The organism is Vibrio pectenicida (assembly GCA_024347015.1).
Classification (GTDB): Bacteria; Pseudomonadota; Gammaproteobacteria; order Enterobacterales; family Vibrionaceae; genus Vibrio; species Vibrio pectenicida.
This window is the reverse complement of the sequence record AP024889.1, coordinates 313,597-338,539: the sequence shown is the minus strand read 5'-3', so window position 1 is coordinate 338,539 and position 24,943 is coordinate 313,597. Positions and strand designations below refer to the sequence as shown.

24 protein-coding genes and 8 tRNA genes are annotated in these 24,943 nt (G+C 41.7%); 7 read left to right on the top strand and 25 right to left on the bottom strand.

Going from position 1 to position 24,943, the window contains the following annotated elements:
* Position 1: 1 nt before the first annotated feature.
* The 7 genes from rpsG to fkpA form a co-directional block, all read right to left on the bottom strand.
* A complete protein-coding gene (rpsG, locus tag OCV27_RS01630) occupies positions 2-472 on the bottom strand; it encodes a 30S ribosomal protein S7 (protein WP_125319291.1) in 471 nt (156 codons plus the stop codon).
* A 114-nt stretch (positions 473-586) separates the two neighbouring features.
* Positions 587-961 carry a 30S ribosomal protein S12 gene (gene rpsL / locus OCV27_RS01625; RefSeq protein ID WP_004399892.1) on the bottom strand — a complete coding sequence of 125 codons (375 nt, stop codon included), beginning with the start codon at positions 959-961 and terminating at the stop codon, positions 587-589.
* Between the two features lie 185 nt (positions 962-1,146).
* Positions 1,147-1,422 (bottom strand): sulfurtransferase complex subunit TusB, encoded by a 276-nt coding sequence (gene tusB, locus OCV27_RS01620; RefSeq protein ID WP_125319290.1) that lies wholly within the window; start codon positions 1,420-1,422, stop codon positions 1,147-1,149.
* Between the two features lie 7 nt (positions 1,423-1,429).
* Positions 1,430-1,786, bottom strand: a complete 357-nt coding sequence (gene tusC / locus OCV27_RS01615) for a sulfurtransferase complex subunit TusC (RefSeq protein ID WP_125319289.1) — start codon at positions 1,784-1,786, stop codon at positions 1,430-1,432.
* Complete coding sequence (gene tusD, locus OCV27_RS01610; RefSeq protein WP_125319288.1) at positions 1,783-2,178, bottom strand: sulfurtransferase complex subunit TusD; 396 nt, start codon at positions 2,176-2,178, stop codon at positions 1,783-1,785. The genes tusC and tusD overlap by 4 nt, the downstream gene beginning before the upstream one ends.
* Complete coding sequence (locus tag OCV27_RS01605) at positions 2,175-2,897, bottom strand: helix-turn-helix transcriptional regulator (RefSeq protein WP_125319287.1); 723 nt, start codon at positions 2,895-2,897, stop codon at positions 2,175-2,177. Before OCV27_RS01605 ends, tusD begins: the two co-directional genes overlap by 4 nt.
* Before the next feature lie 180 nt (positions 2,898-3,077).
* Positions 3,078-3,860, bottom strand: coding sequence for an FKBP-type peptidyl-prolyl cis-trans isomerase (gene fkpA, locus OCV27_RS01600; RefSeq protein ID WP_125319286.1), 783 nt, complete (start codon positions 3,858-3,860; stop codon positions 3,078-3,080).
* A gap of 138 nt (positions 3,861-3,998) precedes the next feature.
* On the opposite strand from fkpA, the gene OCV27_RS01595 reads away from it, so the two are divergent.
* Entirely contained in the window at positions 3,999-4,979 is a 981-nt protein-coding gene (locus OCV27_RS01595) for a WD40 repeat domain-containing protein (RefSeq protein ID WP_125319285.1), read from the top strand.
* Positions 4,980-4,981: 2 nt separating this feature from the next.
* Positions 4,982-5,209, top strand: coding sequence for a SlyX family protein (locus tag OCV27_RS01590; RefSeq protein ID WP_125319284.1), 228 nt, complete (start codon positions 4,982-4,984; stop codon positions 5,207-5,209).
* Between the two features lie 3 nt (positions 5,210-5,212).
* Here OCV27_RS01590 and OCV27_RS01585 read toward each other — a convergent pair whose 3' ends face one another.
* From OCV27_RS01585 to tsaE, 9 genes are all read right to left on the bottom strand, one after another.
* On the bottom strand, positions 5,213-5,398 hold the full coding sequence (locus OCV27_RS01585) for a DUF2065 domain-containing protein (protein ID WP_125319283.1): 186 nt from the start codon (positions 5,396-5,398) through the stop codon (positions 5,213-5,215).
* A gap of 60 nt (positions 5,399-5,458) precedes the next feature.
* On the bottom strand, positions 5,459-6,439 hold the full coding sequence (hflC, locus tag OCV27_RS01580; RefSeq protein ID WP_125319282.1) for a protease modulator HflC: 981 nt from the start codon (positions 6,437-6,439) through the stop codon (positions 5,459-5,461).
* A 2-nt stretch (positions 6,440-6,441) separates the two neighbouring features.
* The gene (gene hflK / locus OCV27_RS01575; RefSeq protein WP_125319281.1) at positions 6,442-7,635 is read right to left on the bottom strand and encodes an FtsH protease activity modulator HflK; all 1,194 of its coding nucleotides are present in this window, start codon (positions 7,633-7,635) and stop codon (positions 6,442-6,444) included.
* Positions 7,636-7,680: 45 nt separating this feature from the next.
* Positions 7,681-8,970 carry a ribosome rescue GTPase HflX gene (hflX, locus tag OCV27_RS01570; RefSeq protein ID WP_125319280.1) on the bottom strand — a complete coding sequence of 430 codons (1,290 nt, stop codon included), beginning with the start codon at positions 8,968-8,970 and terminating at the stop codon, positions 7,681-7,683.
* Between the two features lie 44 nt (positions 8,971-9,014).
* Positions 9,015-9,281, bottom strand: coding sequence for an RNA chaperone Hfq (gene hfq, locus OCV27_RS01565; RefSeq protein ID WP_125319279.1), 267 nt, complete (start codon positions 9,279-9,281; stop codon positions 9,015-9,017).
* A gap of 186 nt (positions 9,282-9,467) precedes the next feature.
* Positions 9,468-10,415: a tRNA (adenosine(37)-N6)-dimethylallyltransferase MiaA gene (miaA, locus tag OCV27_RS01560; RefSeq protein ID WP_125319278.1), complete on the bottom strand. Its 948-nt coding sequence runs from the start codon at positions 10,413-10,415 to the stop codon at positions 9,468-9,470.
* On the bottom strand, positions 10,412-12,406 hold the full coding sequence (gene mutL, locus OCV27_RS01555; protein ID WP_125319277.1) for a DNA mismatch repair endonuclease MutL: 1,995 nt from the start codon (positions 12,404-12,406) through the stop codon (positions 10,412-10,414). The genes miaA and mutL overlap by 4 nt, the downstream gene beginning before the upstream one ends.
* Position 12,407: 1 nt before the next feature.
* On the bottom strand, positions 12,408-14,123 hold the full coding sequence (locus OCV27_RS01550) for an N-acetylmuramoyl-L-alanine amidase (RefSeq protein ID WP_125319276.1): 1,716 nt from the start codon (positions 14,121-14,123) through the stop codon (positions 12,408-12,410).
* Complete coding sequence (gene tsaE, locus OCV27_RS01545; protein ID WP_125319275.1) at positions 14,120-14,581, bottom strand: tRNA (adenosine(37)-N6)-threonylcarbamoyltransferase complex ATPase subunit type 1 TsaE; 462 nt, start codon at positions 14,579-14,581, stop codon at positions 14,120-14,122. Before tsaE ends, OCV27_RS01550 begins: the two co-directional genes overlap by 4 nt.
* Before the next feature lie 199 nt (positions 14,582-14,780).
* Here tsaE and queG point away from each other — a divergent pair, with 199 nt between their 5' ends.
* Positions 14,781-15,893: a tRNA epoxyqueuosine(34) reductase QueG gene (gene queG, locus OCV27_RS01540; protein WP_125319274.1), complete on the top strand. Its 1,113-nt coding sequence runs from the start codon at positions 14,781-14,783 to the stop codon at positions 15,891-15,893.
* An 804-nt stretch (positions 15,894-16,697) separates the two neighbouring features.
* On the opposite strand, the gene OCV27_RS01535 is transcribed toward queG, so the two are convergent.
* From OCV27_RS01535 to orn, 9 genes are all read right to left on the bottom strand, one after another.
* Positions 16,698-16,774, bottom strand: a tRNA-Met gene (locus OCV27_RS01535).
* A gap of 228 nt (positions 16,775-17,002) precedes the next feature.
* A tRNA-Met gene (locus tag OCV27_RS01530) sits at positions 17,003-17,079 on the bottom strand.
* 167 nt (positions 17,080-17,246) lie between these two features.
* Positions 17,247-17,322: transfer RNA gene (locus tag OCV27_RS01525), tRNA-Gly, on the bottom strand.
* A gap of 109 nt (positions 17,323-17,431) precedes the next feature.
* Positions 17,432-17,508, bottom strand: a tRNA-Met gene (locus tag OCV27_RS01520).
* 167 nt (positions 17,509-17,675) lie between these two features.
* Positions 17,676-17,751: transfer RNA gene (locus tag OCV27_RS01515), tRNA-Gly, on the bottom strand.
* Between the two features lie 109 nt (positions 17,752-17,860).
* A tRNA-Met gene (locus tag OCV27_RS01510) sits at positions 17,861-17,937 on the bottom strand.
* Between the two features lie 167 nt (positions 17,938-18,104).
* Positions 18,105-18,180: transfer RNA gene (locus tag OCV27_RS01505), tRNA-Gly, on the bottom strand.
* A gap of 18 nt (positions 18,181-18,198) precedes the next feature.
* Positions 18,199-18,275 (bottom strand) — tRNA-Met (locus tag OCV27_RS01500).
* Positions 18,276-18,585: 310 nt separating this feature from the next.
* Positions 18,586-19,131 (bottom strand): oligoribonuclease, encoded by a 546-nt coding sequence (gene orn, locus OCV27_RS01495; protein ID WP_125319312.1) that lies wholly within the window; start codon positions 19,129-19,131, stop codon positions 18,586-18,588.
* 109 nt (positions 19,132-19,240) lie between these two features.
* On the opposite strand from orn, the gene rsgA reads away from it, so the two are divergent.
* The 4 genes from rsgA to gpmM all read left to right on the top strand — a co-directional run bounded on the left by rsgA (position 19,241) and on the right by gpmM (position 24,701).
* On the top strand, positions 19,241-20,296 hold the full coding sequence (rsgA, locus tag OCV27_RS01490) for a small ribosomal subunit biogenesis GTPase RsgA (protein ID WP_125319311.1): 1,056 nt from the start codon (positions 19,241-19,243) through the stop codon (positions 20,294-20,296).
* A gap of 102 nt (positions 20,297-20,398) precedes the next feature.
* Positions 20,399-21,265, top strand: a complete 867-nt coding sequence (asd, locus tag OCV27_RS01485) for an archaetidylserine decarboxylase (protein ID WP_125319310.1) — start codon at positions 20,399-20,401, stop codon at positions 21,263-21,265.
* 168 nt (positions 21,266-21,433) lie between these two features.
* Positions 21,434-22,855: an SLC13 family permease gene (locus tag OCV27_RS01480; protein ID WP_125319309.1), complete on the top strand. Its 1,422-nt coding sequence runs from the start codon at positions 21,434-21,436 to the stop codon at positions 22,853-22,855.
* Between the two features lie 313 nt (positions 22,856-23,168).
* Positions 23,169-24,701 carry a 2,3-bisphosphoglycerate-independent phosphoglycerate mutase gene (gpmM, locus tag OCV27_RS01475; protein ID WP_125319308.1) on the top strand — a complete coding sequence of 511 codons (1,533 nt, stop codon included), beginning with the start codon at positions 23,169-23,171 and terminating at the stop codon, positions 24,699-24,701.
* Positions 24,702-24,943 lie beyond the last annotated feature (242 nt).

Genomic DNA, 24,943 nt, shown 5'->3' with positions numbered 1-24,943 from the left:
ATTACCAACGGTAATGAGCGAATGCTTTGTTCGCTTCTGCCATACGGTGAACGTCTTCACGTTTCTTAACAGCAGTACCTTTATTGTCTGCAGCTTCTAGCATTTCAGCAGCTAGGCGAGCAGCCATAGATTTTTCACCACGCTTGCGCGCAGCCTCAACCATCCAACGCATAGCAAGTGCGTTACGACGAACTGGACGCACTTCTACAGGAACTTGGTAAGTTGAACCACCTACACGGCGAGATTTAACCTCTACCGCTGGGCGAACATTTTCAAGAGCTTCTTCAAATACAGCTAAGTGATCTTTACCAGATTTCTCAGCCATAGTTTCTAGTGCAGTGTAAACAATTTTCTCTGCAGTAGATTTTTTACCGTCAACCATAAGGATGTTAACGAATTTTGCCAGCAATTCAGATTTGAATTTAGGATCTGGAAGGATCTTACGCTGACCAATGACGCGACGACGTGGCATGGTATTTCTCCGTTGTCTTATTCTTCAGGTTATCCAAAACTTTACAGTTTCTTCAAAAATTAATAATTTTTGGTGTTTGGCCTTACTTAACGCTTCTTTCTCAAAAGAAGAGCATTAAGACTTAGGACGCTTCACACCGTACTTAGATCGACCTTGTTTACGGTCATTTACGCCAGCACAGTCAAGTGCACCGCGTACAGTGTGGTAACGCACACCTGGAAGGTCTTTAACACGACCACCACGGATTAGAACAACCGAGTGCTCCTGAAGGTTATGACCTTCACCACCAATGTACGAAGTCACTTCGAAACCATTTGTCAAACGTACACGACAAACTTTACGAAGTGCTGAGTTAGGTTTTTTAGGTGTAGTAGTATATACACGAGTACATACACCACGTTTTTGTGGGCACGCTTCTAGTGCTGGCACGTTGCTTTTAACAACCTGCTTTGCACGAGGCTTACGTACCAACTGGTTAATAGTTGCCATTAACTAGCTCCTGAATTACTTGAAAGTAAGCTTTGTGAAAAATCTATTCCCAATCGTCAAAGACAATTAGGGACGCAAAATTCTATTCAGCAGTGAGATGTGTGTCAAGAAATATACGAATCTTTTTTATCCAACTCCGATGTTGATAGATAAAAATAGCTCAATGAACCGAGCAATACTCAGAGTTAATCCCAAGTTAGAGACGTGGCGTGCTCAACGGTGAGGTCAACAAAACCTTCGTAATCAACAACATTAATCGATGGGCTCACTCGATTAAGCATCCCTCTTGCCTCCAAATCACTTTTTAGCACTAGGATATTGAATTTTTTTAGTAAGGGGTAAGTACGATGTAAAGGATTTACAGCATACACAGCATCTTGAATGAGTAGTAAAATATCAGTATCCAAGTAAACTTTATTTACCTCTTCCAGTGCAGTTATCGACTTCAAAATATGTAACATGACAATCCTAAAACGAGAGAATTTTATCTGAGCAATGAATCTGCGATTTTATACCGTCAGCATCTAACCGTTTAGCATCAACAACCAAATCTGCCTGTAACAGTCCTCGTTCAGCCAAAGATTCCACACACACAAACACCTGCTCGATGTCATACAATTCGAATAACTTAAACATGGGTGAATAATTCTTGCTAAGAATGCTGTCAGTTTGCTGACCAGCCATCAACTGATAAACACCATCTCCGATAAAAATAACATCAATATTTTCACAATAAGCAGAGGCAGCGAGTAAAGCATCAATTCCCTCTCGACCCGACGAGCTCCCGTGTGGAGCTGCTCTAAACAAATAAGTTAACTTACTCAAAATTGTACCACTCTATTTTGAGTCAGCATTGCCTCAGCTAAGCTACCTAACCCTGCCTGATGAAATCCCTTGGCAAGATTACTTTTCATCAAATTGTGCTGACTTGCTTCATCTTCACTGATAACACCACGCCGCAGAGCAGCTGCAACACAAGTTTCCAAACGAACATTATGCTTATCTGCTAATGACTGCCAACTTTTTGCAAGATCAAACTCATCATTAGCTGGAACACTAAGGGCTGTTCCGTTGGTAACACCATCTTGGTAGAAGAACACACTCACTAAGTGATGACCTTTATTGATTAGACTACAGGCGAACTGATAGGCTGTACGTGCAGACTGATCCCCATAAACTGCTCCATTGACCACTAAGGTGTATGTTAAGCAACTCAATTTTCTTCATCCTCTGTTTTACGCTGGCGGATATAAAGATAAACCGTGTGTTTTGAGATATTCAGCCTATCTGCCACTCGGTTAATAGCGTCTTTAATATCAAAGATACCTTTATCATATAGTTCCATTACTATCTGACGATTCTTAGTATTATTAGACACCGATTTATCCGTGTTAATTTCTTCAATGGTACGTTCAACCGTCTTGTCTACTAGCTCTTCAACATCACTAGCAAAATTGACAGAAGACGCAGCTTGCTTAGCCTCTTCAGTTGGTATAAAAGACTGCAATACCTGTGAAAATGGCGCATCAAGATTAACATTGATACACAGTAAACCTATCACACGATTTTCACCATTACGGATAGCCACTGTAATTGATTTCATCAATACTCCACCTTTAGCACGGGTGAAGTAGGAACGTGAGAAGTTACGTTCTGAACCTTCAATATCACGCAGCATCTTTAACGCGAGATCAGTAATCGGTGACCCAACTTGACGCCCCGTATTTTCACCATTGGCAATTTTGATTGCCGATGTATTAAGATCTTCTAAAGAGTGCAGCACGATTTCACAAAATGGACCAATCAGACTAGCAATACCATCGACTACTGCCTCATAAGATCTGAGAATAATTTTATCGTGCTCACTAAATGGCATCACATTGACAGATTCCATTTCAAGTAACATATCCGTATTGATTGTTTCTGTAGTTGTCACTTTTTAAGCCTTCGAGCGAAAAATCAACAAATTGGTGTAAGTTTATCAGAAAATTTGAATTGAAGATCTAGCAACAACACTATCTAGTGATATAGAACAGACTATTAACAAAATAAGAATACCCAAAAAATGAAAAGGCCTGACAAAAGTCAGGCCTTTATTAAACTTGGAAGAAGGTGATTATTGGACCACTTGCTCAGCTTCTTCTGCATTATCAATTTTCAGCAGCTCAACTTCAAATACAAGAGTAGAATTAGCAGGGATGCTTGGAGTATCTTGCTCACCATAAGCTAATTCTGGTGGAATAACGAATTTGAACTTTGAACCGACGGGCATGAGTTGAACACCTTCAGTCCAACCTGAAATCACACGGTTAAGTGGGAAGGTTGCTGGCTCACCACGTTCATACGAGCTATCGAATTGCGTACCGTCGATAAGTGTACCTTTATAATGCACTTGAACAGTATCAGTATCTTTTGGCTGATCACCTTTAGTCGAAGTCACAACTTGGTAAAGTAAGCCCGATTCAGTCTTCTTAACACCATTTTGCTTGGCAAATTCAGCACGGAAATCATCACCTGCTTTCTTCGCTTCAGCTGCTTTTTCTACTGATTGCTTCTGCATCGTCTCAGCAACACGCTTATCAAGTGCCTCAAGAGCAGTACGAGTTTCTTCTTCGTTCAACTCTGGCTTACCTTCAAATACATGTTCAATACCCTTAAGTACCATCTCTTTGTCGAGATTAATACCAATCTCATTTGGTTTATCTAAGCTAGTATTTAGATAGTTTGCAAACGAAACACCGATTGCATATGCTGCTTTGTCATCATCTGTCTTAAAATCAACCGTTTTCACAACTTCGGTTGCAGGCGTCGCAGCTGCTTTTGTTTCATCGTCTTTTTGACAGCCAACCGCTAACATTACTGTAGCTGCAAGCAGCGACACCTTAAAAATAGATTTCATTGAATTCTCCAATTGATGGCTAACCATTTGTCTTTGTGCACAAATCGACAATTTTGACTGGTGCATACTAGTATGTTGTACCACTATAACCAATATGCGTTTAAATTAAACGTTAACTAAAGCGGATCTTTGTAGTTAATGCGAATTATTTTTCACACTCTGTTGCTTACGTTTGTCATCACTACGTTAAATGGTTGCTTTTTCTCCACACAAGATGATCAACGCTGGGTCATTGAACCTCTTGGCACTACCAGTTTCGCACTGAGTCGAGATGCCCGGTTTGCCCTATTATACTCCAAAGAGCACCAATTGGTTTTATGGGATCTCAACGAAAACAAACAGCTTGCTTCATTAGGTGAGCAAGACCCTCAGGCAAGTACCGTATCTCGGATACGTATCTCAGATAACGGTCGCTTTGCAGTCACAGCAACACAAATAAACTTTGCTGTATGGGATCTTGCTTGGACACAGGCCCAGGGTCTATGGTCCATATCTGATGGGTTAATCCGCGATATTGACATTGCCAGCAATGGCGAGCAAATTTTGCTTGGCCTATCGAATGGCAAAGCCATCTACGTCAACTTAGTCACCGGAAGACGGCTAGAGTTCCTTGCTCATAAAGAAAAAGTCAACTCCGTCGCTCTATCACCTAACGGACGATTTGCCCTATCAGGAGGCAATGACCATAACGCCTACCTATGGGACACCCGCACTGGTCAGATTATCAAAAGCTTTAAACATGAACAACGTATCAATCGAGTAGCACTACAGAGAGATGGCTTATTTGCTTTTACCTCAGACGGGGGAAACCAGGCTATCATCTGGGATCTACGCACTGGCAAACAGCTCTCAAAATTACGCAGTTTTTCTCGCCAGCTTATTTTTTCAACTGCACGTTTTTCAGATGATGGTCAATATCTTGTTACTGGTACCCCATCAAGTCGAATTATGGTTTGGGGCTCTAAAACAGGTAAGAGAATCGATGGATTTGAAACTGAACCACTAAAAGATACTCGTCCTCCACGTGCGGTAGTGTATGATGCGGCTTTTGATGATAAAAATAGAGTGGTATCGGGGTCATCTGCTGGCATCGCTCAAGCTTGGAACGTAGACTATTAATCATGACAGAAAAGTATATAGAACAACTGGAAAGCCGAGTTAACGATCTAGAGTGCCAACTCGCTTTTCAAGAACAAACATTAGAGTCACTCAATGAAGCCCTGAGCCAACAGCAGTTATTAATCTCAAAAATGAAGGATCAAATGAAGTATGTCGTAGGTAAAATAAAAAACTTCGACACTTCAGATTTGGCAGACCCTTCGGAAGAAACGCCACCTCCTCATTACTAGTTATTAACTAAAGACGTAAGCAATAACAATTCCTGCGACCACTAAACATCCACCAATTCTACGTAACTGGTGGTCTTGTTGCTCACTAAGCTGACGCACCATATTGCGCCAACCATTAGGAGCAATCAAAGGCCCTAAACCTTCGACAATTAAAACTAACCCCATTGCCAACCATAATGAATTTGACATAAGCCTTACCTCAAAAAAGAAAGGCTCCATAGAGGAGCCTTTAAAATACTTACTATACATCTATTTAGTAGCAATACCTGAAGCTGTGTTCATGTACTTAAAGAACTCACTATTTGGATCTAAGACCAAGATATCACTCTTATCACTGAAAGACTGTTCATAAGCACTTAACGAACGCAAGAAGCTATAGAACTCAGAGTCTTTGGTATATGCACCAGAATAAATTTTCGCAGCCTCAGCATCCGCCCCACCTCGAGTTACTCGAGCGGTTTTGTCAGCCTCTGCTAAAATAGTCGCAACTTCTAGCTCAGCCTGAGCGCGAATGACTTCAGCTTGCTCACGACCTTGAGAGCGGAACTGACGAGCTACCGACTCACGTTCAGCACGCATGCGGTTGTAAATTGACTGGTTGATACTATCCGGGAGATTTATTTTCTTCATACGGAAATCCACAATATGAATACCCAAATCTTCCATCGCATCTTTACGTGTTCCATTAAGAACATTTTTCATAATGATGTCACGCTCACCATCTACTTCGAGCGCTTCTTTAGCCGCTTCAGTTGTTACCTCTTCGCTATCTGCACTATCTGGAAGGATATCAGTATTACGTGGACCAGATACGATCTGTTTGATTTCACGCGCACCAATCTCAGAACGAAGTACATCTGTCACTTTACGGCCCAGCAGTGTTTGAGCTGTACCAGCATCACCACTACCTGTCGCTAAGTAAAACTGACCAAAGTCTTCGATACGCCATTTAACATAGGAGTCGATAAGAACGTCTTTTTTCTCAGAAGTCACAAATCGATCTGAACGACCATCCATAGTTTGGATTTTCGCATCTAGCGTTTTGACTTTATCAAACAATGGCATTTTGAAGTGTAAGCCCGGCTCATAAATACGAGCAATTTCATTATTATCTTTCAGTACACGTCCGAAACGAATAACGATACCACGCTCACCTTCAGGGATCACAAACAATGACATTAGCATCAGCACTAAAGCAGATACTAATACAGGAATCATTAATTTACGCATGATTAATATCTCCCTTGACGTGATGTAGAACGCTGTGATGAATCAGTACTCTTATTGTTCAATTGAGGCTCCAATTCAATCTGATCATAGGTCGAAGTCTCTTTGATTGAGCGTTTCTTCGACGTAGATTGTCCATCTCTTAACTTATCGATAGGTAGATACAGAAGATTACCACTCGATTCAGAATCAATTAGTACCTTAGACGTATTTGCATACACCTTTTCCATTGTATCTAGGTAAAGACGATTACGTGTTACATCAGGAGCTGCTTGGTATTCTGGTAAGAGCTTCTCAAACTGAGCAACTTGACCCAAAGCCCCATTAACCACTCGCTCACTATAACCTTGCGCCTCTTTAAGTAAACGCTCCGCACGGCCTTTTGCCTTAGGGATAATATCGTTTTGGTAAGCTTCTGCTTCACGTTTGAATCGCTGAGCATCTTCGCGCGAAGCTGTCGCATCATCAAATGCATCTTTGACTTCTTCTGGCGGACGAGCATCTTCAAAGTTCACAGCAACAACTTCAATACCCATATCATAACCATCCACGATATCTTCTAGCGTAACTTGTGTATTTTGTCTGATTAATAAGCGCCCACGAGTTAGGATACTATCCATCAGAGAGTCACCGATTACAGCACGCAAGGCTGAGTCAGTCGCCTGACGCAAACTATCATCAGCATTAGTCACACGGTATAGATATTTATACGGATCAGCGACTCGATACTGAATATCCATAGCTACAGACACCACGTTTTCATCTTTGGTCAACATAAGACCAGAAGAACGCAAAGAGCGTATCGCTTGAACGTTGACTGCTGTCACTTCGTCAATAAAGCGTGGCCGCCAGTTTAGGCCAGGATCGACAATGCGACCATCATATTTACCGAGGCGTAATACGACACCACGCTCGGCTTCACCAATGGTGTAAAAACCGGAAAAGAACCAAATAGCGATAGCGATAACTGCGATTACACCGAAACCCAGCGCACCGCCACCACCACCGATAGACGACCCATTGCCACCTTTTTTACCACCAAACTTTCCACCCAATTTCTGACTCAGTTTATTAAAGACTTCGTCTAAGTCTGGCGGCCCTTGATCGCGGCCACCTTTATTACCACGATTATTATTCCCCCAAGGGTCATTATCGCGGCCATTGTTGCCGTTGTTATTACCAGGCTCATTCCACGCCATTAGAAAGCTCCATCATTTGATATGACGTTATACTGTAGCAGTCATTTAAGTAACTATAAAGTCACGAAAAACTGCCCCTTCTCTTTTCTCTATTCTAGACCAGTCAACCTGTTGCAATCTAACATTAATCAACAAGTTACCGTCCTTATCATAGTCTTCTCGTTGAATACACTTCATTTGGAAAAATGTACTGCGTATACGCCCTTGATGTAGAGGCGGTATGCGTAAATGATATTGAACCATCTGACTTGCCAATCGTTCGGTCAACGCGTCAAACAGCAGTTCAATACCAACACCTTCCATCGCCGATACCCAAACGGCACGAGGAACCCCTTTTTCGTCACGTTCAATACGAGGACTTTGAGATTCAAGGTTATCAATTTTATTCATCACCAGAAGAGCCGGTACCTCATGAGCATCGATTTCTTCTAGTACTTCGTGAACAGCATCAATATTCTCATGAAAACGTTCATCACTGGCATCAACAACATGTAACAAAATGTCAGCTTCTTGCGTTTCTTGAAGTGTTGCTTTGAAAGCTGCAACCAAATCATGAGGCAAATGCCGGATAAAACCAACTGTATCAGCTAAAATGGCTGGCCCTACATCAACAAGGTCAATTTTCCTCAGTGTCGGATCCAAAGTAGCAAATAACTGATCTGCAGCATACACTCCAGCGTTAGTAATACAGTTAAACATGGTCGACTTACCAGCATTGGTATAGCCTACCAGAGATATTGTTGGGATTTGCGCTCGACTTCGTGCTCGGCGGCCTTGCTCTCGTTGTTTTGCGACTTTATCCAAACGGCGTAAAATAGCTTTGATACGATCACGCAATAAACGTCGGTCAGTTTCTAACTGAGTTTCACCTGGACCACGTAAACCAATTCCACCTTTTTGTCTTTCAAGGTGTGTCCAACCACGTATCAGTCGAGTCGATATATGACGAAGCTGAGCAAGCTCAACCTGCAATTTACCTTCATGAGTTCGCGCTCGCTGGGCAAATATATCTAAAATAAGACCTGTTCGGTCTAGTACTCGACATTTACACAAGGATTCTAGATTACGTTCTTGGGCAGGAGAAAGGGCATGATTAAACATAACAATATTCGCGCCCGACATTTGCACAACTTGCGCAATTTCCTGAGCCTTACCTTCACCAACATAGTATTTAGGGTGTGGTGACTGACGACTCCCAGTCACAACCTGTAGACTAGATACGCCAGCAGAAGAAACCAGCATTTCAAATTCACTGAGATCTTCCCACTCCCCTTCATGCGAGAAGTTGATATGAACAAGTACGGCTCGCTCCCCGGCTTCATAACGGTCAAACAAGCAATCAACTCCTTAAAGTAATATTATTAATTGGGTTCAGAGTACTAATCTTCTGATTTTTCTGGTTGACGCTCACTACCCTGAGGGCGATCAGCACTATGGTGGCTAACCGGACGAGCAGGGACAACGGTAGAAATAGCGTGTTTGTATACCATTTGGTTTACTGTATTTTTTAACAATATAACGAACTGATCGAAAGACTCAATCTGACCTTGTAGCTTAATTCCATTTACTAAATAGATCGATACTGGAATACGTTCACGACGTAATGCGTTTAAGAATGGGTCTTGAAGAGATTGCCCCTTAGCCATTTTATTTTCCTTATTTTGTAATTTTGTTCTAGTTATTTAGCTAGTGGTGCGCGAAAAACTAGGTGCGCCTTTGCATCTGAGCTAAACGAATAAAAAACACCCTGACGTTACTTGTTATGATGGCTTTAAGGTCAAATTTCAAGTAACTAATCTTTTACAAGGTGCATTCACGCAAAAGCGATCACATTATACACAGCTAAAACCATCAGACACTATGGTATTTGATACGGTTTCCAATGCTTGTTCTATGTTTTCGCTATCTAACCAAGTTAGTTCATCCCAGCTGCGTAACCAGGTGATCTGTCGCTTGGCCAACTGGCGGGTAGCACAAACGCCTTTAAAAATAGCTTCGTCGAGTGTACCACTTCCATCCAAATAGTCCCACATCTGCCGATAACCCACACAACGAATAGAAGGAAGATCTGGATGAAGGTCCTTACGAGCATATAAAGCCCTAACTTCATTTTCAAATCCTGCTTTTATCATCTGATCAAATCGCAGCTCGATGCGGCGATGGAGCTCAGATCTTTCCTTGGGAGCGATTGCAAACTGTCTAACTCTATACGGAAGGCTGTCCCCCTTCGTTTCAGTTAGTTCAGTTAATGTTTTACCTGAAATTCTATACACTTCCAATGCCCTAGACAATCTTTGAGGATCATTAGGGTGTATTCGCTCAGCAGAGACAGGGTCAACTTGCTTCAATTGATCGTGCAGTATATCCCAGCCATGCGTCAATGCCTCTTGTTCAATTTGCTGACGGATTTCAGGATTTGCAGCCGGTAGTGGTGACAAACCTTCCAATAACGCTTTGTAATAGAGCATTGTTCCTCCAACCAACAGAGGAATTTTACCTTGCTGCGAAATTTCGTGCATTTCCTTGAGCGCATCGCGACGAAAATCTGCAGCCGAATAAGATTTTCTAGGGTCTAAAATATCAATTAAGCGATGTGGCGCTTGCACCAGTTCATTATTATCAGGTTTAGCCGTTCCTATATCCATACCTTTATAGATAAGAGCGGAATCAACAGAAATAATTTCGACTGGAAATTTCTTTCTCAGCTGAATAGCTAAATCTGTTTTGCCTGATGCAGTTGGCCCCATTAAAAAAAGGGCCAAGGGTAGGTCTTGTTTCATAATTTCATCGCTGCAGTGATTGTAGATAAATCAACAGGACACACAAAAGTACGATCGTCGAGAGGCAAACTGCCTTGCCATAGCTGCTCAATATCCGTAATGATGTGAATAGCTTCCGACAAAGTGTAGACACTTTTAACCTGGGTGATTTGATTAGTTAACCAGTCAGAAAGTTCCTTTAGATGCAAATTTTGCTCTCTCTCTGCCATCAAAGCGGCGTAAGATAAAAGATCTGGCAACAGTTGTTGTAAATTTTGCTGTCGAAGAGGTTGAGGTACCCCCATCACCATCAAGGAAGAAGAATTACGTTGTTTTATATCGATACCGAGATGAATCAGAATGGACATATTCTGCTCTGCAGCCAACATCTGAGATGAACTTAACGTTAATGATAAAGGGACAAGTAAGGGCTGACATTTTAAACTGCCTTCATGGACATTAAGTTGGCCTTTAATACGTATACGCTCCGCTTGAACAAGTGAGACTATTCTCACCCCCTTGTTATCGCCCATTAACACATACTGACCATCAGTCATACAAATAGCCTTTCCTAATGCCTCAATAGTTTCATCAAACACATTAGCAGGCATCGTATCTGCCTGGTGTTCAGTTTCACTGAGCGCATCAAATCGACATACAGTATCTGTTATCGGGTTTCTAAGTAATTGTGCATAGGCATCAACATTTTTTTTACTTGGGGAAGACTCTCCAAATTGCTTCTTAGTCGGGGGCTTACCTCTTATTCCCTCACCATTACTAAGCCAATTATTTACGTGACTAACTTCACGAACCTGGCTTGACTTCCCTGCCAAAGAACTCTCTTTTGGGTAGTTAATTTTATGTGTATAGGTAGGTACTTGTTCAACTGTACCGCAGGTTGAATCACAAACCACAGCAGAGTCATCTCCTTTAGTGCCGACATGCTCATCATCCATATGTGATAGTTTGTTCTCGTTAAAGGCAGCAACATTAATATGTGGCTTTTCGATATGAGCAGTTTGGGCTAAAGCATCACTGAGCGCCTGATAAATAAAATCATGAACTAAGCGAGCTTGATGAAAGCGAACTTCATGCTTAGCTGGATGAACATTGACATCAACTTGCTTAGGTTCTAACTCAATAAACAACACATAAGTTGCAAATTGCTCTGGACGTAAAGTGTTTTGATAACTTTGTCGTATTGCATGGTTAATAAGTTTATCACGCATCATGCGGCCATTTACGTAACAGTATTGAAGATCACTTTGTTGTCGTGCTCCATCTGGAGTCGTTATCCAACCATGCAACTTAAGCCCATTATGCTCAAGTTCAATGTTGAGCATGTTACGAACAAAAGCACTACCACAAACGGCTGCAATACGTTTCTCTTCTTGAACCTTTGTCTGAGCAGCTCGATATTGCTTAACAATTTTACCATTATGTCTAAGATTTATAGTCACCTCAAAGCGACTCAACGCAATACGTTTAAGTAACTCATCAATGTGAGTAAACTCAGTTTTTTCAGTACGAAGGAACTTACGCCGGGCTGGAGTATTAAAAAATAAGTCTAATACTTCAACCGTAGTACCTATGGGGTGAGCTGTAGGTTGAAGTTTAACCTGCATGTCTCGTCCTTCGCTATATGCCGACCAAGCCTGTTCTTGAACAACAGTTCGAGACGTAAGCGTTAAACGTGATACAGAGCTAATACTCGCTAATGCTTCACCTCGAAAACCCAAGCTCATAATCGCTTCAAGATCATCGAGAGAGTCAATTTTGGATGTCGCATGACGACTCAAAGCCAAACTCAACTCTTCTTTAGTAATACCTTTACCATTATCCCGAACACGAATAAGCTTTGAGCCACCTTTTTCTATATCTACATCGATACGAGTAGCGCCAGAATCTAGGCTATTTTCCACTAGCTCTTTAACAACGGATGCAGGTCTTTCAACAACTTCGCCTGCAGCAATCTGGTTAGCCAGTCGCGCTGGCAAAATTTTAATAGTCATATTAGTGTCTATTAGGAATAATGAGTACCTGCCCAACGGCGAGTGTATCAGTACGTAGATTGTTCGCTTGACGAATCACACTCACACCAACACCATATTGACGGGCTATTTTGCCGAGAAACTCTCCCCGTTTGACTTTATGCTTTTTCAAAGGCTGGTCTTTCAGGCTAACAGTAATACGCAATTTCTGACCCAATTTAAGAGTATCTGAGCGTAGGTTATTTTCTCGTTTAATATCAGTAATAGGGACCTTATATCTTGTCGCTATTTTACCTAGATATTCACCTTTTTCGACTTTGTGAGTAATGGTTTTCGTTTCAACTGGATTGCTGAGTCTAGGTACTGGCACTGAACCTTGCGCTCCTGGTATCGTCAGTAACTGCCCAACCGCCAAACTTGAACTTGTTAACTTATTAGACTGCATAAGAACCCGAGTGGTGGTCCCATACTGCTTGGCAATAACAGAAAGCGATTCACCTCGTTGAACTTTGTGTTTGATCGATTTACCTCGATTAGCGAATAAAGTACCTTCTGGGGGACTGGCTTCAAAGTACTGAACAATCGCTTTAGCTAACGCGCGCGCGAGTTTGTCTTGGTGACTACGTTGAAATAGTAACCTTTCTTCTGTTGGATTAGAAATAAACCCCGTTTCTACTAATACTGATGGGATATCGGGAGACTTCAATACAGCCAAACTCGCATTAACCGGATTCTTTTTATGCAGCTTAATACCAGCACTTCCCATTTCTTTGAGGAGGTGAGTCGCAACCTTATATCCCTCCTTTTGAGAATGACTAAATTGCAAATCCAACAATGTCTGACTGATGTTTTTATCGCTATTATTCTTGGCAAGTACTTCACCAGCACCACCAAGTAGTTGAGATTGTTCTTCGTGGTTTTCAACCCAACGGGCAATTTCTGAATTAGCTCGACGAGTATTAAGTACAAATACTGAGCCACCGCGTGGCTGAGGAGAACTAAACGCATCAGCATGTACCGAGACCAATAAATGTGCTTTATTAGTTCGGGCAATTTCAGAACGCTTATTAAGGTTAACAAAATAATCACCGCGGCGAGTTAATACCGCTTTCATTCCCGGGACTGCATTAATCTGATCTGCAATTTTTTTTGAAATTGCGAGAGTTGCATGTTTTTCATACTTGCGTGAAGGGCCTATAGAACCAGGGTCTTCTCCTCCATGCCCGGCATCAATTGCCACAACAATATCAGCCGTTCCATGTAACTGTGATACATCACGACTCACTTGGGGTGTAATAGATTTCGACGTCAGTTTTGCAGAGGATGATATCGCTCCATGAGGCATATCAATAACTAAACGGTGACCATATTGGCCACCCGGAGTTGGTGCAAGCTTAAACAACTGAGGAGCAATACGGTTTTTTAACTCAAGTACCAAACGGTAAGTCCCCTTTTCTGGAGGTGAACTCTGCCGAATTTTCTTTAAAACTGGGCTATCGGTAACATTAATCGGCAGCTTAGTACTTAAACTTGTCTGTTTAAGATCAACGACCAATCTTTGAGGACTGCTGAGTGAGAAATAGCTGAACTCTGCTTCTGAGGCGAGATCGATAACAACTCGCGTTTCATCAGGAGATGGCCAAACACGCACGCCTTCCAAAGCATTTGCCCAAACTAATATAGGAAAAATAAAAAGCCCAAAAGCGCAGACAAACTTAGAAAATTTATTGACTGTCATAACTCCAACTGTTCAACTAAATGAGAACCATAATCACTGTTAGCAACGATCTCCACGTTACGTTGCTCATTGTCATAAATTAACACAATATCTAAATCAGCATTGGGAAGTAACCCTTTACCTTTCTCTGGCCATTCCACCAAACAAATCGCATCAGAAGTAAAATAATCTCGAATCCCCATAAACTCTAACTCCTCAGGATCCGATAGACGATAGAGATCAAAGTGGTAAACCTGCCACAACCCTAATTCATATGGCTCAACTAAGGTGTAAGTTGGACTTTTTACATTGCCAGAATGACCAAGCGCCCTCACAAAACCTCGACTCAAAGTCGTTTTACCAGCTCCTAAGTCTCCATGTAAATAGATCGTTGTTTGCTGAGTACATAAATTTGCCAATAGTGCCCCAAGCTGAATGGTGGCAAGTTCGTCTTTAAGGGCAAACTGTTTCGTGGTCATGAAGATAAATCTCTATTAGGTGGCTATATGAAAATAAAAGAACTAAGAATAGTAAACTGGGTTGGATTTATCAGACAAGCTCTGTTGTGTAAGTAAAAACCAAATTCTTGTTATTTTGGCATGAATTCTTTGTTTTGGCTGCTAGATCCAATAAAAAAGATCCGTTAAGATCCGATGCCCATTTTACTGAGCTGTAAGCATGAACTATCAAGAGCTAGCAAACAAGATCAAAGTCTGGGCAAATGAGCTCGGCTTTCAGCAGGCTGGTATTTGCGATATAGACTTACGAGAGCACGAAACGGCTTTACAAAACTGGCTGAACGCTGGATATCATGGCGATATGGACTGGATGGCTCGCCATGGAATGATGCGAGCAAGACCCGAAGAGCTTGTACCCGGTACTTTAAGAGTAATTAGTGTTCGCATGGATTACCTTCCTCCAGAAGCTCAGTTTGCAACCAACCTTTCAGAACCAAATCATGCCTACATTAGTCGTTACGCACTCGGTCGAGATTATCATAAATTAGTCCGTAAGCAGCTAAAAAAGCTCGGACAAAAAATAGAACAAGAGGTAGGGCAATATGGCTACAGGCCTTTTGTTGACTCTGCCCCAATACTAGAGCGCCCACTGGCACAAAAAGCAGGTTTAGGCTGGACTGGTAAGCACTCACTTATTCTCGATAAAGACTGTGGTTCTTGGTTCTTCTTAGGCGAATTACTCGTCGACTTACCATTGCCTATTGATCCACCTCACCAGGGAGACTGTGGAAAATGCTCATCTTGTAAAACCTCTTGCCCAACTCAGGCCATTATTTCAGACGGTGTAGTAGACGCACGGCGCTGTATTTCTTATTTGACGATAGAGTTCGATGGCGTTATTCCTGAAGAATTTCGTAAGGCCATTGGCAATCGTATTTACGGCTGTGATGACTGTCAACTCGTCTGCCCTTGGAATCGTTTCGCTGAATTGACTCAAGAGGAAGATTTTCATCGCAAAACAGCTTTATTATCACCCGATCTTATTACTCTTTTTTCTTGGAATGAAGAGGCCTTTCTCAAAAACATGCAAGGATCAGCGATTCGTCGAATAGGTCATCTCCAGTGGCTAAGAAATTTATCGATCGCGATGGGCAATGCACCATATTCAGCTAATATTATCGATGCACTCAAACAGCGATACGGTATAAATGATATACTAGATGAGCATCTTGATTGGGCAATTGAGCAACAAATCACACAAATCCCTACTTCATCAACTAAGCTAGATAGGCTAATAAGAATAGTGCAAAAAGGACTTCCAAGAGACGCGTAAATTTTTCATAGCCTCAAAGGTAAAAACTTGACATAGGTCTAAAGACATAAAATGTGGAAAAAGCAAAATTTGATTGTTTTTTTTCTTTCAGATACAGAAGTTAATCACATTTACTGCCAATGACCAAGATCAAAGAACAATCACTTAATGATCAAGTAAGTAGTTTAAAAAAACATGTAAAAACAAAGAAAAAACCTCTGTATACATGTACTTAGGATACTTTTCAGAATTAAACTGAAAGCTCAATAAAACTGAAGATCATATTATATTCATCTGAAAATAACAAAATAATCAGGTTACCCACCACTTTATCCACAATTAAAAATATGTGGATAAGTCTGTTAACACTTTTTTAAAATCCAATTAATCCGTGGCCTTCACTATGTTAAAGCGCACAATAGTGATCTCTTTGCAAAGTCTAAACAGAGGACTTCTAAGTTTGATGGGTTTAAGCTTTACAGCATTAAACAAAGAGCTGTGACTTGCGCCATTTAGCATCCAGTCAAAGGGAAGTTTAGTTCGACACACGAGATTTACTAACTATAAATAGAAAGGTGTAATCTCAAGCTGATAAGGCTGAGCTCAATTAACTGAGTAGGTATCGTAAGTTCTCAAAAGAAAATTGTTGCGGGGGCCGGATTTTAACCAACGACCTTCGCTAGCTTTATGAATGGCTGAGCCAGACAAGCTAGCAAATCATAATACCTTTAAATTGGTTGCTAGGGCCAGATATTAATCAATGACCTTCGCGGGCTTTATGAATGGCTGAGCCCGACGAGCTAGCAAATCATAACACCTTTAAATTGGTTGCGGGGGCCGGATTTGAACCGACGACCTTCGGGTTATGAGCCCGACGAGCTACCAAACTGCTCCACCCCGCGTCCGTATTCACCATTTAAAGCATGATGACTGCTTGTATATCTGGAGCGACAATTTATAAATAAAAAGGCGTGACCTCAACCTTGGCAAGGTTGCGCTTTACCAACTGAGCTAGTGTCGCATTTACTCAAAAGAGACTTGGTTGCTAAGGCCAGATATTAATCAATGACCTTCGCGGGCTTTATGTATGGCTGAGCCCGACGAGCCAGCAAATCATAACACCTTTAAATTGGTTGCGGGGGCCGGATTTGAACCGACGACCTTCGGGTTATGAGCCCGACGAGCTACCAAACTGCTCCACCCCGCGTCCGTATTCATCATTTAAAGCATGATGACTGCTTGTATATCTGGAGCGACACACGAGGCTCCCTATTTATAAATAAAAAGGCGTGACCTCAACCTTGGCAAGGTTGCGCTCAGCTAACTGAGCTAGTGTTGAACTCCCCATCATTAAGTACGATGGTAACTATAAATTGGAGCGACACACGAGGCTCGAACTCGTGACCTCAACCTTGGCAAGGTTGCGCTCTACCAACTGAGCTAGTGTCGCATATTCTCAAAAGAGAATTGGCTGCTAGGGCCAGATATGAATCAATAACCTTCGCGGGCTTTATGAATGGCTGAGCCCGACGAGCCAGCAAATCATAACACCTTTAAATTGGTTGCGGGGGCCGGATTTGAACCGACGACCTTCGGGTTATGAGCCCGACGAGCTACCAAACTGCTCCACCCCGCGTCCGTATTCATCATTTAAAGCATGATGACTGCTTGTATATCTGGAGCGACACACGAGGCTCCCTATTTATAAATAAAAAGGCGTGACCTCAACCTTGGCAAGGTTGCGCTCAGCTAACTGAGCTAGTGTTGAACTCCCCATCATTAAGTACGATGGTAACTATAAATTGGAGCGACACACGAGGCTCGAACTCGTGACCTCAACCTTGGCAAGGTTGCGCTCTACCAACTGAGCTAGTGTCGCATATTCTCAAAAGAGAATTGGCTGCTAGGGCCAGATATGAATCAATAACCTTCGCGGGCTTTATGAATGGCTGAGCCCGACGAGCCAGCAAATCATAACACCTTTAAATTGGTTGCGGGGGCCGGATTTGAACCGACGACCTTCGGGTTATGAGCCCGACGAGCTACCAAACTGCTCCACCCCGCGTCCGTATTCATCATTTAAAGCATGATGACTGCTTGTATATCTGGAGCGACACACGAGGCTCCCTATTTATAAATAAAAAGGCGTGACCTCAACCTTGGTAAGGTTGCGCTCAGCTAACTGAGCTAGTGTTGAACTCACCATCATTAAGTACGATGGTAACTATAAATTGGAGCGACACACGAGGCTCGAACTCGTGACCTCAACCTTGGCAAGGTTGCGCTCTACCAACTGAGCTAGTGTCGCATATTCTCAAAAGAGAATTGGTTGCGGGGGCCGGATTTGAACCGACGACCTTCGGGTTATGAGCCCGACGAGCTACCAAACTGCTCCACCCCGCGTCCGTATTCATCATTTAAAGCTTGATGACCGCTTGTATACCCAGAGCGACACTCGAGGTTCACTATTCACAATAGAAGTGTGTAACCTCAACCTTAGCAAGGTTGTGCTCTACCATCTGAGCTAGTGTCGCATTCACAACGTTTACGTCGTGTAGGGCTGCGAATTATAAGAGCATTTTTTTGTGATGCAAGTCCTTACAGTAAAAAAAACAGTTTTTTTTTCCGTTTGATGAAAAAGAACACAAAACAAAGTGTTTCTGTCTTTAGTAGGCCTCTAAAATGCCACATCGTGCATGAAGAACTATGCTAGTTATATTTTAAAAACAGTTTGACGATAATACTTCAACTCAGCAATAGACTCTTGTATATCATCTAACGCCAAATGACTTCCAGACTTAGAAAAGCCATTCAACACTTGATGATCCCAGCGACGTGTCAACTCCTTTATTGTACTGACATCTACGTATCGGTAATGAAAATACTCTTCAAGTTCAGGCATGTGTTTATAAAGAAAACGCCTATCTTGACCAACACTATTGCCACATATAGGTGAAGCACCTTTAGGAAGCCATTTCTCTAAAAACTCGATGGTCTGATCTATCGCCTCTTTTTCAGTCACTTTACTTGCTCGAACTCGTGCGACTAAGCCACTACCTGTATGTGTTCTGGTACACCATTCATCCATCTTCACCAATTCTTGTTCGGACTGATGAATGGCAAGCACTGGCCCTTGAGCTAGAATGTTCAATTCACTATCAGTGACGATAGTAGCAATTTCAATGACTTTATGGGTTTCGGGGTCTAAACCTGTCATTTCCAGATCAATCCAAATTAAATTTTGATCGCTAAAGGACATAAATCGTTGCCTATTGGTTTTATGCTAAAAAAGGTACTATACCCAAATTCTGATCCTCAGGATAGAAAACCTAAGGATCACCTAGATGAATATAGTTAAGTAGAGAATTGTGGCAAAAAAGAAAAAACTAACCAAAGGTCAAGTTCGACGAGTACGAAGTAATCAAAAGAGAAAATTGTCGAAAGAAGATACCTTCCAGTGGGAGGAATCTATGCTGGGCGTCACTCACAAAGGCTTAGTAATTACTCGCTTCGGTCAACACGCGGATATTGAAGATATTGAAAATGGCAAAGTGCATCGTTGTAACTTGCGCCGCGGTATTGAGACTCTAGTATCTGGCGATAAAGTTATCTGGAGACCAGGATTAGAGTCGATGGAAGGTATTAACGGAGTGGTCGAAGCGGTCGAACCTCGTAGCTCAGTTCTAATTCGTCCAGACTACTATGACGGTTTAAAACCTGTTGCTGCTAATGTTGAGCAAATGGTAATCGTGTCTTCTGTGCTCCCAGAACTTTCTCTCAATATTATCGATCGCTATTTAGTCGCAGCAGAAACGCTTAATATTGCTCCACTACTTGTTCTCAATAAAGTTGACCTCCTAGAAGATGAGAAACGAGTCCTGTACCATCAGTGGTTAGAAAAATACCAACATATTGGCTATCAAGTTCTATTTGTAAGTAAGCAAAATGGTGAAGGTATAGCAGCTCTTGAAGCCAAGCTTAAAAATCGTGTCAACATCTTTGTGGGCCAATCAGGGGTTGGTAAATCAAGCTTAGTCAACGCTTTAATGCCAGAATTCAATGTCGAAGAAGGAGAGGTTTCCGAAAACTCTGGATTGGGTCAGCACACCACTACTGCCTCTCGCCTCTACCACATTCCAACTGGAGGTGATTTGATTGATTCTCCTGGAGTTCGAGAGTTCGGTTTGTGGCACTTGGTGGCCGAAGAGGTGACTAAAGCATTTATTGAATTTCGCCCCTACCTAGGCAATTGCAAGTTTCGTGACTGCAAACACAAAGATGACCCAGGATGCGCACTGCGTGAAGCAGTCGATAAAAATGAAATAAGTAAAACAAGATTCGAAAACTACCACCGTATTCTCGAGAGCATGAGTGAGGTTAAAGCCAACCGTCAATATTCTCGTAACAAAAAAGCTGATCTTTAAGGCGAAATTCAGTAACGGGAATGCTGACTTTATTGGCAAAATTAAGTAACATCTCACGCCCCAAAGTAAGCAAACATTTAGTTAGCATTGGAATATATGACAATGGATAAAATCAAAGTTGGACTACAGTATTGGATCCCTCAACACGGTTTGACACGTTTCATCGGAAAATTGGCGTCAGCCAGAGCTGGTGGTCTAACAACAAACGTCATCCGCTGGTTTATCAAACAATACAATGTCAATATGGATGAGGCAAAGCACTCAGATCCTAAGCATTTTAAAACCTTTAACGAATTTTTTGTTCGCGAGCTAAAAGAAGGTTCACGACCAATTTCCTCTCAGGAAAATACTCTCACTCACCCTGCAGATGCCTGCGTTAGCCAATTTGGGCCGATCCAAGATGGAAAACTCATTCAAGCCAAGGGACATAAATACACTGCTCAAGAGCTACTTGGAGGAGATGCTAAATTAGCGGCGGAATTTTCTAGTGGTGACTTTGCAACTCTTTATCTTTCACCACGTGATTATCACAGAGTTCATATGCCATGTGACGGTACGTTGCGTCAGATGATATACGTACCAGGTGATCTATTTTCAGTGAACCCACTCACTGCAGAAAATGTCCCTAACTTATTTGCCCGTAACGAGCGTGTCGTAAGCATTTTTGATACCGATTTTGGCCCCATTGCACAAGTACTAGTCGGAGCTACAATTGTTGGCAGTATAGAGCAGATCTGGGCTGGTACTATCACTCCGCCGCGTGGCAATAGCGTATATAGATGGGATTACCCAAACCAGGGGGACAAAGCGGTAGTACTTAAAAAAGGGCAGGAAATGGGACGATTTAAGTTAGGCTCAACTGTAATAAATTTATTTACGAAAGACTCTATTAAGTTCGATGATTCGATGGCTACTGGACACTCAACAGTAATGGGAACACCATTCGCTTCTAGTCTTAGAGCGGATTAGAAGGTATTAATCTCATATTACAGCCCTGATTTTCAGGGCCTTTTTTGACCCAAAGCAAACTCAGATTCAAAGAGCATCACTTAGTGGTCAAATTCCTATCCAAGTCTAAAATCCCAACGCTGAGATGTTTTATGCTAAGGCCATGTTGACCTTTAGGGTTAAATTTTTATGCCCCCAAAAAAACGAATCCTCACAGCTAAACTTATTTTTTGCCTTGTATTACCAATAACCGTTTTACTTATTCCTTCAGATAAAATACCGATAGAAGGTCTAACTCTAATACAACATCGACTGCTGGCTATTTTTTTACTTGCTGCACTATTGTGGATACTTGAACCTGTTCCTGTTTTTGCTACTTCAGTTCTGATAATTACACTAGAACTCATCATGCTGTCAGATAAAGGTTTACACCTCTTTCGCATCAACGAATCCGACCAAAAGTTAGGCGACCTTATCCATTATATCGATATTTTGAATACTTTCTCGTCGCCAATTATTATTCTTTTTATGGGCGGCTTCACTCTTGCCATAGCGGCCTCAAAATACGAGCTGGATAAGAACTTAGCGCGTGTTTTACTCCAACCTTTTGGCAAACAATCCAAATTTATTATGCTGGGCTTGATGTTAATTACAGCTGTGTTTTCGATGTTTATGTCAAATACAGCGACAACTGTCATGATGCTTGCTCTTGTTGGACCTATTATTGCTTTTGCGCAAAAAGAACAAGTAAGTATTAAAGCACTCGTATTATGCATACCAATTGCAGCAAACACTGGTGGTATAGCAACCCCAATAGGATCCCCGCCAAATGCCATAGCACTACAATATCTAACCGAGAAAAATAGTATCGACTTCCTTAGTTGGATGATGATTGGATTGCCATTTGTTATATTTCAACTTGTTGTGGCTTGGTTTCTACTGCAAAAGCTGTATCCATCTAATGTACAGTCATTAGCACTCAAACTTGATGGGCAATTTCAGCGCAGTTGGCAGGCAATCACAGTATACGTCACATTTTCCATCACGATTCTGTTATGGATGACAACTCAACTGCATGGTATGAATACTTATGTAGTTGCTATGATTCCCCTTGTGGTATTCACCCTAACAGGCATCATAGGTAAAATTGAACTCCAGCAGATTAATTGGGATGTACTTTGGTTAGTCGCAGGAGGAATTGCCATTGGTATGGGTCTCGAAAAAACAGGATTAGCTTTGGCGCTGGCAAATACAATAGATTATCACTCTCTCTCACCAATGAATCTTGTCATAACTATATCTATAATCTGCTGGCTTATGGCTAATTTTATGTCCAATACTGCCACAGCCAATTTACTAATGCCGATTGCGGCTGCCATTGGCAGTTCAATGAACAACCTATCATCGGTTGGGGGTATACAAGGACTTATGGTTGTTGTGGCTTTCTCTGCATCCCTTGGAATGATTCTTCCTGTATCGACTCCACCAAATTCACTAGCTTATTCAACCGGCCTGATTGAAAGTAAAGACATGGCAAAAACGGGGGCTTTACTCGGTATCTTAGGTTTATTTGTTATTTACATGGCAGTCATTATTTTAGGAACCCATTAACAAAATTATACCAACATCATGTGATTACATTACCAGAGCTATCATAACCGTACTTGGTAAAGGTATGCTCATTAACTACTGGCTATCAGAATAATCGCTAATAACAATTTTATATTTACTCATAATTGACGACAATAAGCTTACAAACAGGAAACCATGACTTACTAAAACCCAAATAGATAAAGAATTGAAAGATAACAACACAAATTCCCCTAAGATCTTTGATCTTTACCTACAGTTTTGGTTTAAAAGTGTAGTAAAATTACGCTAATTTTGTTTCCTAAGTTACTATGAATTGGATGAGGACATCACTATGTCAGCGAAGAAACCATTGGCTCTTGTTATTCTGGACGGCTATGGTCATCGAGAAGATACCGCACACAACGCCATTGCTAACGCTCAAACACCAGTCATCGACAATCTACTAGCCAATTGTCCAAATACACTCATCTCAGCCTCAGGTCTTGATGTAGGCTTACCTGATGGACAAATGGGCAATTCAGAAGTCGGCCACACCAATATTGGGGCAGGTCGAGTAGTTTACCAAGATCTGACTAGAATTACTAAGTCCATCGCCGATGGTGAGTTTTCACAAACACCAGCTCTAGTTGAAGCGATTGACACAGCAGTAAAATCTGAGAAAGCTGTCCACATCATGGGGTTAATGTCTCCGGGCGGCGTTCATTCCCATGAAAATCATATCTACTCTGCGGTAGAAATGGCAGCAAGTAGAGGCGCAGAAAAAATCTACCTGCACTGTTTCTTAGACGGACGTGACACGCCACCACGTAGCGCGGAAAATACTCTAAAGCGTTTCGATGAACTATTTCAGAAACTAGGTAAAGGCCGTATTGCTTCACTTATCGGCCGCTACTATGCCATGGATCGTGATAATAACTGGGAACGCGTCCAAGCAGCCTATGATCTTTTAACTCAAGCGAAAGCAGGATTCCAATCTAATTCAGCAGTTTCAGGTTTACAAGCTGCTTATGAACGTGGGGAAAATGATGAGTTTGTTAAAGCCACTGCGATAAAAACTGATACCCAAGAAGATGCTATTATCCAAGATGGTGATACTGTTATCTTTATGAACTACCGAGCTGACAGAGCACGACAAATAACACGGGCATTTGTTCCAGGGTTTGACAGTTTTGAACGCACCATATTGCCTAACATTCACTTTGTGATGCTCACACAGTATGCAGCGGATATACCTCTTGCAATTGCTTTCCCTCCTGCATCTCTAGAAAACACATATGGTGAGTGGCTATCGAAGCAAGGTAATACTCAATTGCGTATTTCTGAAACTGAAAAATATGCCCATGTAACCTTTTTCTTTAATGGCGGTGTAGAAACAGAATTTGAGGGTGAGGAACGCCAATTAGTCGCTTCCCCTAAAGTTGCTACCTACGATCTTCAACCAGAAATGAGCTCTGAGGAGTTAACTGAAAAGATGGTTACAGCGATTAAATCAGGTCAATATGATACTATCATTTGTAACTATCCAAATGCTGACATGGTTGGTCATACTGGTGTTTATGACGCAGCTAAATCTGCCATTGAAGCACTAGATGCAAGTATTGGTAAGGTTGTAGAAGCCATTCAAGAAGTCGGTGGGCAAATGCTGATTACCGCAGATCACGGCAATGCAGAAATGATGGTTAATCCCGAGACAGGAGGTACTCATACTGCACATACAAACCTCCCTGTCCCACTTATTTATGTGGGCGAAAAACAACTTGGATTCAAAGAGGGTGGTAAACTATCTGATCTGGCTCCAACAATGTTATCTCTATCAGGTTTGAATATCCCAGATGAAATGACAGGTGAAGTGTTGGTGAAATAACTTTCATCACCTGTAGCGTAAAGTTCTACTGGCTAATTAAATGATATAGCTCGTGGTAGGACTTTACGCTTTTATAAACAAGGCTTCATATGGCACAACTCACAACCTACCAGCTTATGAATGTCACAGAAAAAATTCTCTTATTGACTGACAAGTTGCTAGTTTTTATTTCTTCCTCAACAAGTTTTAACATTACTCTTTCTTCAAAGGAATGTGTTTGGTTATACTGACTGTCAAACAAG

Coding starts and splice junctions, on each gene's coding strand:
- gpmM (WP_125319308.1), top strand. CDS start 23,169: ATGTCAGCGAAGAAACCATTGGCTCTTGTTATTCTGGACGGCTATGGT.
- hflC (WP_125319282.1), bottom strand. CDS start 6,439: ATGCGTAAATTAATGATTCCTGTATTAGTATCTGCTTTAGTGCTGATG.
- tusB (WP_125319290.1), bottom strand. CDS start 1,422: ATGTTACATATTTTGAAGTCGATAACTGCACTGGAAGAGGTAAATAAA.
- queG (WP_125319274.1), top strand. CDS start 14,781: ATGAACTATCAAGAGCTAGCAAACAAGATCAAAGTCTGGGCAAATGAG.
- OCV27_RS01590 (WP_125319284.1), top strand. CDS start 4,982: ATGACAGAAAAGTATATAGAACAACTGGAAAGCCGAGTTAACGATCTA.
- hfq (WP_125319279.1), bottom strand. CDS start 9,281: ATGGCTAAGGGGCAATCTCTTCAAGACCCATTCTTAAACGCATTACGT.
- rpsL (WP_004399892.1), bottom strand. CDS start 961: ATGGCAACTATTAACCAGTTGGTACGTAAGCCTCGTGCAAAGCAGGTT.
- OCV27_RS01595 (WP_125319285.1), top strand. CDS start 3,999: ATGCGAATTATTTTTCACACTCTGTTGCTTACGTTTGTCATCACTACG.
- fkpA (WP_125319286.1), bottom strand. CDS start 3,860: ATGAAATCTATTTTTAAGGTGTCGCTGCTTGCAGCTACAGTAATGTTA.
- orn (WP_125319312.1), bottom strand. CDS start 19,131: ATGTCCTTTAGCGATCAAAATTTAATTTGGATTGATCTGGAAATGACA.
- tsaE (WP_125319275.1), bottom strand. CDS start 14,581: ATGACCACGAAACAGTTTGCCCTTAAAGACGAACTTGCCACCATTCAG.
- mutL (WP_125319277.1), bottom strand. CDS start 12,406: ATGACTATTAAAATTTTGCCAGCGCGACTGGCTAACCAGATTGCTGCA.
- rpsG (WP_125319291.1), bottom strand. CDS start 472: ATGCCACGTCGTCGCGTCATTGGTCAGCGTAAGATCCTTCCAGATCCT.
- asd (WP_125319310.1), top strand. CDS start 20,399: ATGGATAAAATCAAAGTTGGACTACAGTATTGGATCCCTCAACACGGT.
- OCV27_RS01585 (WP_125319283.1), bottom strand. CDS start 5,398: ATGTCAAATTCATTATGGTTGGCAATGGGGTTAGTTTTAATTGTCGAA.
- OCV27_RS01550 (WP_125319276.1), bottom strand. CDS start 14,123: ATGACAGTCAATAAATTTTCTAAGTTTGTCTGCGCTTTTGGGCTTTTT.
- hflK (WP_125319281.1), bottom strand. CDS start 7,635: ATGGCGTGGAATGAGCCTGGTAATAACAACGGCAACAATGGCCGCGAT.
- OCV27_RS01480 (WP_125319309.1), top strand. CDS start 21,434: ATGCCCCCAAAAAAACGAATCCTCACAGCTAAACTTATTTTTTGCCTT.
- miaA (WP_125319278.1), bottom strand. CDS start 10,415: ATGAAACAAGACCTACCCTTGGCCCTTTTTTTAATGGGGCCAACTGCA.